Origin of the sequence: Ruegeria lacuscaerulensis (assembly GCF_013033355.1) — a bacterium.
Classification (GTDB): Bacteria; Pseudomonadota; Alphaproteobacteria; order Rhodobacterales; family Rhodobacteraceae; genus Ruegeria; species Ruegeria lacuscaerulensis_A.
In genome coordinates, this window is the sequence record NZ_WQDY01000008.1 from 215,835 (window position 1) to 227,528 (window position 11,694).

The following is an 11,694-nucleotide window of genomic DNA, read 5'->3' on the forward strand; positions in this document are numbered from 1 at the left end:
CGCTGCCCATTCCAAGCGTCAAAAATGCTTGTGGTGCAGAAATTTCTGCCCTTGATACAAGAAACTCAGCCAAACTTGGTCATTCGCTAGGTGTGTACCAGATTGGTGAAGAATACGCCCGCTCCTGATGGGTCAACTGGGCGTTTTCTGGCAGATCAGTTCCAAAGCGAACTTTATCATACAACACCCAGCGTGGCGTCGGAATTTCGATGGCGCGAACATAGTAGAATGACCGAACATCCGGGTCGAAGTCCGGATCAGTCCAGACAGTTACCAGTTCAGCTGATCCGATCGTGTTAGTCCAGCTTGCCGTGTCGATATCCACCGTGTTTCCAACGGCAGGTATCTTGCCGCTGTCATCTGCGGTCCGGTCATCCGACCATACGACATCATAGACTTTCTCGTGCAGCTCTCCTTCGGAATCCAGCCAACCCTTGATTACCTGGGCCCGGTCCAGATTGGCGCCGACTGGATCGCGCAGTGCTGCAATCAGGAAAGAGGGCGCCGTGTCGCCTTCGCGCGGTCTAAGGTCCGACCCCATCGGAACACCCTTGGTATAGCCGACATCAGCAAGGAAGCGGGTTTCGATATCGGAATCGTCGAACGCCCATCCGCCAAAGAACCGCAGGCCGATCCGAGGGCCGGTGGTGGCATAGGTCTCGCGCCGCTTGAATGCATCGAAGATCGCTGCGCGCGTGTTTTCAGTGGCCCAGACGGCTGTATATCCCGAGGCCACAAGAAGATCACCGGGAATTTCGCCCAAATCATTGGCTATAAAGGGATGCTTGATCCGTTCCGCTGACGGTTCGACACTGACGGATTTGCCGAAAAAATTGTCCTCTTCGGCGGTCGCTAGTGAAGTATGGCTGTCGGTCGCTCCACCCATTCCGAACTTATACGGGTTCACGCCGAACTTCTCTTCCAGCAACAAGCCGCGCTTCAACGCCTCTCTGGCGTATTCACCGGCCAGCATATCGTCTGTTTTTAGTTCGGTGATATCCAGATTTCCAACGTCCCAGTTCTCATAATCGGCGAACTCATCATCCGGGCTTAGGAACGGGTGCGCTTCACCGTCGCCCTTGATCTGGGTGACTTCATAGTGGGGCTCCCATTTTGCGCGAGCCTTCACGTATTCCTCATCAACCTTGCCGCCGTGATAGGTGTCTTCGGTTGGGAACATCCAGCCATTGGACAAATTTCCGTTGTGGGCAAAGGCAACAGCGCGGCCGCCAGTTTTCGCCTGATACTCTTCTAACCACGAATAGAGCGCTTTTGGGTCGGTATTCCCATAAGGCGGCTGCGTCACTGGTGGCACCATTTGAAGCGCCCGAATTGGCCCGTCGCGCAGCATGACATTCCGATGTAGATTGAACCCCTTGGGTACCGAGGTCCATTCAAACCCAATAAAGGCTGTAAAGGTGCCGGGATCATTATGTCTTTCTGCCGCCAGAACGATGTTCTCCCAGGTAAATGCAAATGCGTCAGCGCCGGGGCTGTACGACTCTAGGAGGATTTCGGGCAGGGTCATCTGCGAGAAATTGGTGATGATGTCGAAGGCGGTTTTTCCGGCTTCTTCTCCTCCGGCTTTGTATCCTTCGTACCATTCCAGTCCTTTCGGATCGGAAATCACGCCGGGCTTTCCGGCCTGTAGGTCGGGCGCAAATCCCATCAGATCGGTATGATCGGTCAGAACCATCCAATCTAGTGGCCGTGCCAACCTTACCGGTTGACCTGTCGAGGAAATGACTTGTTCACCCTTTGCAAACCGCCAGGCTTCATCAGGCAGCAGTGTATTTCCAAAGGCACCTGCATCTAGCGACAGGCCAGTGTGCAAATGTGTATCACCCCAAAGTGGCCGTTCAGGGAACGAGCGGTTGGCATATGGGGAAAACGGTCGTTCCGCAAAGGTCCCTTCGGCAGCCTCTTTCGTGGGTATGGCGTCGGCCCATGCACTCAGCGGAACACCTAACAAAGTCAGCAAACAAGCATAGCGCCCAAGCATATGAACCTCCCAATTCAAGATTATTGAACACGCAAGAAGTGTTGTATTAATAAATATTCACGTTTTATTATATCATTTTGCAGGTACCCTCTGTCAAAAATTTTCTCAATTGCGTCCTGTTGCAGCGATGAAAAAATGCGAATTGCCACTTAGGACAAAAAAACCAATTTCAGTTCGTCGGGACGCTTTTTAGCCTGACAGTATCGCTTGATCCTACGGCGAAACTATGGATGCGCCCGAAGGGTAACAAATTTCCGATCACTAACAGGTCTGTTGGCTTGGTGTTGTCTTGCTTTTGTTGGCAAGGATTGAGCCCGAGGATTCATCTAGCTTTCCGAGATGCGGAAGCCTACTGGCAATGGCTGGCTGACTATGTCGTCAACCGTAGACCACCCTGTATACCAACCCTCGGCGCATCTTAACGAGTTGCCGCGGGAGTTCTGCTTCTCTTTTCTTTTTCCAAAGTGGGCATTGTTTGACGGTTGGTTAAATGACGGTACTGCGGACAAAGCCGTCACTCAGTCATTGGGTGGTTCATAGGGATCCGGCGTTCCCGGGGGGATCGGAGGAAACTTCTCGAATGTAGCGAGGTGCTCCTGCAACTGCGGCAGCGCCTTTTCGGCTGCCCATGTGTGCGGGAAGAGTACGCTTTCACGCTCGTGTGGATCATTCAAAAGGTTGTAGACCCTTGGTGTGTCGAAAGACTCCGTTGCACCAAAAGCAGTCGTATTCTCTTTGAAAAGAACTTTCCAATCCTTCCATTTTACGCCGAATATCTGCTCACCCATGTAGACGATAACACCTTCTCGGTTTGAGTTTGGTTGGTCACCAAGAAAGAACTTTGACTGGTCGACACCATCAAAGGCCCTGTCATCAGGCACCTTGCCCCCTGCGAAAGCCGCAAGAGTCGGATAGAGATCCATTGAGTGGACAACATCGTTGCTTTCAGAACCGGCAGGGATCTTTCCCGGCCACTTGATTGCAAAGGGTACACGCATACTTCCTTCGAGGCTGGTGAACAGAGTACCGCGCCAAGGCCCGGCCGTACCATGTACCGCTGGAACTGGCGAGACGTTGGCATTTCCAACCGGAAGAGCTTCTGGGCCGTTGTCAGCAGTAAATATCACCACGGTGTCGTTGGAAACGCCTGCCGCCTCAATCGCATCAACGATGCGTCCGATATAGCTATCTGTTTGAAGTAGAATGTCGGCCCAGACGCCGTTTCCAGTGGCGCCTTCAAACTCTTCGGACACGATGTTTGGATAGTGGGTCTGTGTGTAAGCAAGATAGATGAAGAATGGTGCATCTTCCTGGCTCTGGGTTTCGATGAAATCGATGGCCTTCTTTGTTAGGTCGCCATCTATCTCACCGCGATAATCCAGATCATAGTCGCGCGCGACTGTCGCCGGTTCACCTGCAACACCTTGCATCACCACAGGGTCTTCCATGTTCGCTTCGGCAAATCCCGGAAGCGTGCGCCAGACCGTGACATCAGTAGTCTCAACACCGTAGAACTCGTCGAAACCTTGGTTGGTTGGATAGCGCCCCTCGGTCCATCCAAGGTGCCATTTCCCGTACATGGCCGTGTTGTATCCTACATCCTTCAGCATCTCGGCCATCGTGATTTCCCACTGAGTCAGACCGTAGACTCCTCCTCCCAGTGGAACTGTGTGGTTGCCGCTCCGGATACCGTACCGTCCCGTCATCGTCGCTGCGCGGGAGGGAGTGCACTGACTTTCAACGTTGAAGTTCGTGAGCCGTAATCCTTGTGCGGCGAGGGCGTCCATCTCGGGAGTCGCAGTACCACGGATTATGCCACCTCCATTGAACCCGGGTTCGCCCCACCCAAAATTATCTAGAAATATGAATACGATGTTAGGTTTTTCTTGAGCCGAAGCGGCCTCGGCAAATAGAAGAGATAAGGACAGTAGGAATGTGCGGGACAACCACTTCATAACAACATCTCCAATTAAGCTCACGGACTCAAGACTGTCGAACGAAGCTGCCAGTCGTCAAGAACGGCCACTCGTTGCGGTATTTTCTCACAGCGGTAGAGCGTCAGATTTGCGGGCGAAGCTGCGGTCCGGTTTTGGTCGAATCTCCCTCAGGCTCTCTTTTGCTCAACAACGAAAACCGTTGTTTTCCTTGACGAACAACCGACTCAGATGTTGCCATAAGCTGGCATTCATCTCGGCTGGGAGGTTCATATGAAGTTTTTTCTAACGACATCGACAGCAATAGTTTCCGCAGCATTCATAACAAGCTCTTCACATGCTCAAGAGGCCGCACAAGGTGGGCAAGTTGGAGAAATGACCATATCGGTTGATGATATGCGTGAGCCCGCACCCGCCGATTTCTCACCCTATGCAGGTCGGGATTTTCCTACACGACCTTTGTGGGGGGACACTCACCTGCACACATCAAATTCACTCGATGCCCGCGGATTTGGCGTTATTCTTAGCCCCGACGATGCCTATAGGTTTGCACGTGGTGAGGAAGTCACCACATCACATGGCCTCCGTGTGAAGTTATCGCGTCCGCTCGACTGGCTTGTTGTATCCGATCATTCTGATGCCATGGGGGCAATGAACGAAATCATCGCGGGAAACTCCACGCTGATGCGCGATGCAACGCTCCGAGACTGGAGCGAACGGCTTAATGCGGGCGGAGACGTTGCACTTGGAGCCACTATGGAAGTTATTGAAACCTTTGCCGGCATCACCGGCGAGGCACTTCCCGAGGCTGTTGCAGATCGAAGGTTTGTACAATCCGTATGGGACGAGTTCACACAAACTGCGGATCATCACAATGACCCTGGCACGTTCACTGCGTTCATCGGATACGAGTGGACGTCCACCGAAGCAGGCAACAACCTCCACCGCAATGTGATCTACCGGGATAATGCCATTCGCGCTCGGCAAGTGTTGCCCTTCACAACTGCAGAAACATTTAATCCGGAACGGCTTTGGGACTGGATGGAAACTTATGAACTAGAGACTGGTGGTCGTGTACTGGCCCTTGCCCACAACGGCAACGTCTCCAACGGCTTGATGTTTCCGGTCGAGACAAACCCCGAAACGGGTGAGCCTTTGACAGAAGACTACGCAGAGCGGCGTGCTAAGTGGGAGCCGATGTATGAGATTACCCAAATCAAAGGTGATGGAGAAACTCACCCGTTTCTCAGCCCGAACGATGAGTTCGCAGACTATGAAACCTGGGATAAATCCAATCTGGGTCCGACTCCCAAAGAAGACTGGATGCTTTAGTACGAATACGCCCGCGCGGCCTTGAAGAACGGTCTCAAGCTAGAAGCTCAGCTCGGCACCAATCCATACAAGTTCGGAGTAGTGGGCTCGACCGACAGCCATACTGCTTTGGCAACGGCGGAAGAAGACAATTTCTTTGGCAAACACTCTGGCGTCGAGCCGGAACCTGGCCGTTGGCAGCATGTCGTTGGCGAGTTCGATGCCCTGAAGATTCTCGGGTGGGAAATGGCAGCCTCTGGCTATGCAGCGGTCTGGGCTCAGGACAACACACGCGAAGCCATCTTCGACGCGATGGAACGGAAGGAAGTTTACGGGACAACCGGTAGTCGCATCGTGGTTCGTTTCTTTGGTGGTTGGGATTTTACGGAAGCTGACGCAAGATCTCGTTTGCCCGCAGAAATAGGATATGAAAAAGGCGTTCCGATGGGTGGGGACCTCGCGGACGCGACACAAGGCGCGGACGCCCCGACCTTCCTGGTTGCTGCGCTGAAAGATCCGTTCTCCGGCAATCTCGACCGTGTTCAGATTGTGAAAGGTTGGCTAAATTCCAGCGGCGAAACTGAAGAGCGGGTCTATGACGTGGCTTGGTCGGGAGACCGAGAACCCGATGCGGACGGCAACCTGCCAGCGGTGGGGAACACCGTGGATGTTGCAACGGGTACGTTTACGAATTCAATAGGTTCCCCGGAACTGATCACCGTTTGGAAAGACCCCGATTTCGACCCTTCTATGAGCGCTTTCTACTATGCCCGTGTCTTGGAAATTCCCACACCGAGGTGGACAATTTACGATGCCGTTCGGTTCGGCGACGAACTGCCTGCCGAGGTGCCTACGTCAACTCAGGAACGTGCTTACACTTCGCCAATTTGGTATACTCCGGGGGGTTGAGACATTTTGAAAAACTCACGTTGGTCACAACTGGTGCCCTGAACGCCTCGGGCCATTTCGGTTGCAATGCTCTACCCACAAGAACGTGCATTTAGAGTTCTCAACGGTCCTTCACCGCACTAAGCTGGAACGTCTACTTCACCCCAACTCGCCTGCACCTGCAAGCCCCCGGAACGACCCGTTAGCGGTGGTCAGCGCCAGTGAAGGTCCTCTAGCGGTCAGAACGCCCGAAACAACTGGGGCATTTCTCGGAGGGTTTAGCCCCAAGAGCCTGTCGTCGTTCCATGCATGAATGAACTGGCTGGGGTGGTAGGAATCCTTGCCGATCGATGATTGTTATAGGCATTTCCAACCGGCGGCAGAAACTGGGGCGGTTTCGGGGGCGGAATGGAGCGTCAGCGGAATGAGCACGGGGCATTTTGGCGATAGAGGGGGCGCTTATTGTAACTTGAGGGACAGCCTACGAGACCGCTGGAGACCCGCCCACCGGCGCTGACGACCCGCTGACGAGTCGTTCCGGGGGCTGAAGACTGGTCGCTGGTGCTGGCGGGTGGTGGGGGTTAGCTCTTTCAAATAGCTGCAATTTTTTAAATATTATGAAGGGTTAATTATTGAAGGAATTGCAATAATGGCAATTTGCTGGATTAGTGTTCGTACTCTGGAAACGGAAGTAGAGGGGCGCGTCGACTGGACTCTGGTCCCGAGCAGAGACGCTGATTTCAACGAAACTTTCTTTCCTGTGGACGACCCATTTAACACTAGAAAAGCCGTTGTTCCGCTGTTTTACGCAGGGCGCAATGGCGAACTTACGGGACTAGCGACCGCGTTCGGCTTAGACGCCAACGGCCTTTTGCTGACAGCAGATCACGCTATCTCAGATTTTCGCCAACACTCGGAATTGTCTGTATCCGATAGACTATAACCTCAGTTTGAGTATTCCGGTGAAATGTCAGTAGTCGCTTTTTTGTCGCCCGGAGCGATTTTCGGGACGCCTCATGTTTCTCCAGATTACTTCGCTTTAGTTGCTTTGGCGCATGCCCCTATAAAAGAAGGTGATGATCCGATGAAGGATCTGCGTGGAGAGCCAAATTTCGATACAGCGGACGTCGCTATACTGCGTATGCATGAGCTTAGCGACCTGCTCCCCTAAAATGTCCTCGAATTTTGTTTAGCCTGTTCTCTACCTGAGGAGACAGACGATGAAGAGAAGCCGTTTCAGCGAAGAACAGATCATTGGTATCTTGAAGGGACATCAAGCCGGGTTTGGTGCGAAGGAGCTGTGCCGCAAGCAAGGGATCAGCGATGCGACGTTTTACAAATGGCGGTCGAAGTATGGCGGCATGGAAGTGTCCGACGCGCGGCGTTTGAAGACGCTGGAATCTGAGAACGCCAAGCTTAAGAAGATGCTGGCCGAGCAGATGATGGATGTAGCGACGCTGAAAGAGGTGCTCGGAAAAAACTTCTGAGGATGTGGCCTTTGTCCGCCATTGGTCCGAGGACAATGGACGCATGTTCGAGGAGGAATGCTGTGAACTGGGCGATGAAGACCAAGGGTTACAATCAGAGGCGCGCCTGTGCGTTGGCCGGGATCGATCCTGGGGTCTATCGGCGCACATCCAAGCGCCCCGCTGACACGGAACTGCGGGCAAGGATGAAGCAAATAGTGTCCGAACGGCGTCGGTTCGGCTATCGCCGCCTGCACATCTTGCTGAAACGTCAAGGGTGGGAAGTGAATTGGAAGAAGCTGTACCGGCTCTACCGCGAAGAAGGGTTAACCGTTCGTAAACGGGGCGGACGCAAGCGCGCAGTCGGCACCAGAACTCCTATGGCCATCCCCCAGGGCCCAAACCAGAGATGGTCGCTCGACTTCATGTCGGACGCGCTGGAAGACGGACGGCGGTTCCGGGTGCTGAATGTGATCGATGACTTCAGCCGGGAATGCCTGGCTGCCATCGTAGACACATCAATTGGCGGTGCGCGTGTCGCCCGTGAACTGGATCGCATCGCTGAACTGCGTTGCTATCCCTGTATGGTGGTCAGCGACAACGGCACGGAACTGACTTCGAACGCGATGCTGAAATGGCAAGAAGACCGTTAGGTCGGCTGGCACTACATCGCACCCGGCAAGCCGATGCAGAACGGATTGGTCGAAAGCTTCAACGAAAGGAAGCGGGAAGAATGCTAGAACGAACACCTGTTCCCGTCTCAGTGCCATGCCTGCCGCATGATTGCGGCATGGCGCAACGACTACAACCATCACCGCCCGCATTCGAGCCTCGACGGGCTCACCCAGCGGGAGTATCACCAACGGTCAAGAAAGGACCAAACCCTGAACAGAGCTAACTAAAAAATGCGGACTCAAAGGGGAGCAGGTCACCGCAGGGCAGGTCAGCGACTACATCGGTGCTGGGGCTCTGCTTAGCGGCATACCGAAAATCGATTGGCTTCTCGGAGATCGCGGATACAATGCCCATTGGTTCCGAGAAGCGTTACAAGGCAACGGGATACGCACTTGTATCCCCGGTCGGAAGCAGCGAAAGACAACGGATAAGTACTACACGGGTCGTTACAGACAGCGCGACCGGATCGAGATCATGCTCGGCAGGCTGAAGGATTGATGCCGTGTAGCAACCCGTTACGTCAGATACCCGAAGGTCTCCCTCTCAGCTCTGGTCATCTATTGGCTATGAGTCCTGACCCTAAGCGCAGCCAGCATCTAAAAGCGCGAAGTTGCCATTTTCAACAGTTTTTTGTTACTAGCTCTCAAACCAGTGCTGGCAAACAGTATCGGTGTTGGGGGGCGAACAAACCGATTTTAAATGAGAATTTGACTCCGACGCTAGCATCATGAGGGCAGAGTATGACCCCTTCTTGGAAAACAATACTTCGACCCACATTTCTCCATGGCCATTCGACTTCAAAGTTTCATCCAGAAAGGTCTTCATTTCAGCCAACCGCTCGTCTTTGAAGAAATGGATGCTCCAAAAGAGAACGGGGCAGGTTTCGGGGTCTCCAGCCACGCGCAAGACATGGTTTTTTAGCGCGAGCATTTCAGACGCAATATTTGATTGCTGACGCGGTATTTTCAACCACTCTCTTTGCGCATTTGGTTCCAGGTAGAAGCCGTAAAATCGTTCTGGGTCGTCTTCCGAAAAATGTTTTTGTTCAAACCATGAAATCGGAATTTTCGAAGACGAACAGCTGTCCAGAGATGCGATGTATCGCGCTGATCGTTTCCATGGTTCCTTCAGAGGTGTGCTCCCGATCATGTTGTGTGCGGTCACAATGATCAACGCAGTCGATAAAGCCAAGGTTGTTGTGATTTCAAGTACCGGTGGAGTGTCGCGCAGGGAGATCATGCGGCAAATCCATTCCATGAAATAAGCGACGGAAACCCAAAGTATCGGCGCAAAAATGAGAAAGAGCCGAAACGAAAACACGGGTACAAAAAGAACAGAAACGATTATTCCAAGAACAATCGTTAACGCAATTACGGAAAATAAGAATAATACCCCCGCAGACAGATCTGGGGTAAGAGTTGATTTGAGAGACGCCAAATCCCAAGATTTTACAATCAAAATTGTAATTAGGCACATGAGTAGAACAAAGATCGCGACCACCATTGGCGAGCCCGATATGTTTACTCCCCGCGCGATGTGTTCCAAAATAAATGGCACGCTGGCTTCGAACCAGGTGTTCTGTACGTCAACGACAATTTTGGGCATGTGCCAAATCACAAGACAGACTGCAAAGACTAAAACTGCAAATCCTGAGCAAGTAACCAGAACCCGTTGTGACCATTTAGTACAACTTAGAAGTAAAACTCCAAAAATCGCCCCGGATAGTAAAATCGAATAATAGTGAATAAAAACCGTCAATATGGAAGTGACAGTTAACGAGGAGAGCCAAACAGCAAAAGGCAAATTGTTTGAAAAGCTGCGACGACACCGAAGGCCAGTTAATATTGCAATCGCGACAAGGCAATAAACGAACCCGTAAGAGCGAGCCTCATCAGCAAAATACCACCAGTTCAACGAAGTCACTGCAACTGCAAGGGACACCAAGCGCGCTTGCCACCTGACAGTTGGGAGTGGGGCTAGATACACCAGAACAAGAGCTATTGTCGCAGTTATTGCGGAAAAGCCGCGCGCGACGGTCACGAATTCACCGTCTACCAAGCGCAAAACCGTCCAGAGGATAATGTAGTACCCAGGGGGGTGGCCATCTTCGGTCGCGCGCGCAAGCAAATTATCGAAATTCGCCAGCTTTGGGTCGGCAAAATATGCGGTGAACAGTTCGTCTGTCCACAAAGAGGCGTGCTCCAGCCCTGAAAACGCCCGCAACACTGAAAGAAAAACGATTGAAAGGCTAACAAAGCAAAGTAATTTCATTATCCTTGACGCGTTTCGTATGCGACCCAGTGCCAGTTTTTGATACAAGCGAAGTGGCCTTGAATACGGTTTCCAATCTATATGTATTAGAGAGAACATTCCGAGCAATCCGGCGTCAAGCCCGAGCTAAAAAATCCCGTTGAGTGTTGGACATTTGCAGCAAATCCAGCTGCTCGCGCCCTGTCCGATGTCGGATCGTTTCGGTGATTAGCAGGTGTATCGTAGTCTGAGGTATGGGCGTTCAAGTGCCAATGAGAGCTCAGCTATCCGGTTGGTGTATCTGGATAGCCTGATGGCGGAACGCACCCATTTTTGGTGCGGTCATCAGGCATGAACAGCTCTTTCGCCGCACGGGAGCTGCATCATCGATTTTACGCGAGTTGGAGAGTTAAATGGGGGTGATGGTTTAGAAACAGGACCCATTGATTTCTGTTTTGCGGCGTGATTCACGGTTCAAAAACGAGCGGTGAACATGTCTGATCTCTTCTGGCTTACGGATGCGTAAATGGCGCGTCCGGAGCCCCTCTTACCCAAGCCCCACGGCAAGCCGCGCGTTGATGACAAGCGTGTGTTGAGCGGGATTGTCTCCATCAAAAGCAAAGGTTTGCGGTGGCGGGATGCCCCTGCTGCCTATGGACTGCACAAGACACTGTACAACCGATGGAAACGGTGGAGCAACAAGGGCATCTTCGCGCGAATGATGGCTGGCCTGGCCGCCGAGCATGGCGAACAGAAGACTGTGATGAGGTGGAACGAAAGACACCCAGGTTGGTCGATGACTACATGGACATGCGTTATCTCCCTCGCCACCCAGCCTATAGGGTTCGTCAGCATATCTTCAGCGAGCGGTTAGAACACCCGATGTTCCTATCAAAGGCACCCACACCAAAACCACCAGCACCAGCGACCAGTCTTCAGCCCCCGGAACCAGTCGCCAGCAGTCGTCTCAGCCCCAATGGACGGTTGCTCTAGCGGTCTAGTCGCTCCTGTTGGCACCCGCTAACGACCTCTCTAGCGGTCAGAATACCCCGTGCTCACCCTCGAAATGCCCCCGTTTGTGCCCCAGTGGATTCGGGTGTCACGGGTGCCGAGGGTGGGCCCTCAGAGGTCGTTGAAGGCCCATGCCACGGGTTATAGTCGATCGCGA

Annotated in this window: 3 protein-coding genes and 4 pseudogenes; 4 read left to right on the plus strand and 3 right to left on the minus strand. The window is 52.8% G+C overall.

The window, feature by feature from the left end; genetic code table 11:
- Positions 1-79 precede the first annotated feature (79 nt).
- Positions 80-2,002 carry a DUF3604 domain-containing protein gene (locus GOW48_RS15310; protein WP_170755102.1) on the minus strand — a complete coding sequence of 641 codons (1,923 nt, stop codon included), beginning with the start codon at positions 2,000-2,002 and terminating at the stop codon, positions 80-82.
- A 518-nt stretch (positions 2,003-2,520) separates the two neighbouring features.
- The gene (locus GOW48_RS15315; RefSeq protein WP_170755103.1) at positions 2,521-3,957 is read right to left on the minus strand and encodes an arylsulfatase; all 1,437 of its coding nucleotides are present in this window, start codon (positions 3,955-3,957) and stop codon (positions 2,521-2,523) included.
- 375 nt (positions 3,958-4,332) lie between these two features.
- Between GOW48_RS15315 and GOW48_RS15320 the strand changes: the two are divergent.
- From GOW48_RS15320 to GOW48_RS15330, 3 pseudogenes are all read left to right on the plus strand, one after another.
- Positions 4,333-6,156 (plus strand): annotated as a pseudogene (locus GOW48_RS15320) (DUF3604 domain-containing protein).
- Positions 6,157-7,355: 1,199 nt separating this feature from the next.
- Positions 7,356-8,503, plus strand: a pseudogene (locus GOW48_RS15325) (IS3 family transposase).
- A 25-nt stretch (positions 8,504-8,528) separates the two neighbouring features.
- Positions 8,529-8,846, plus strand: a pseudogene (locus GOW48_RS15330) (transposase); the annotation flags it as partial.
- Between the two features lie 66 nt (positions 8,847-8,912).
- On the opposite strand, the gene GOW48_RS15335 reads toward GOW48_RS15330, so the two are convergent.
- Positions 8,913-10,547 carry a hypothetical protein gene (locus GOW48_RS15335; RefSeq protein ID WP_170755104.1) on the minus strand — a complete coding sequence of 545 codons (1,635 nt, stop codon included), beginning with the start codon at positions 10,545-10,547 and terminating at the stop codon, positions 8,913-8,915.
- Positions 10,548-11,052: 505 nt separating this feature from the next.
- On the opposite strand from GOW48_RS15335, the pseudogene GOW48_RS15340 reads away from it, so the two are divergent.
- Positions 11,053-11,292 (plus strand): annotated as a pseudogene (locus GOW48_RS15340) (transposase); the annotation flags it as partial.
- Between the last annotated feature and the right edge of the window lie 402 nt (positions 11,293-11,694).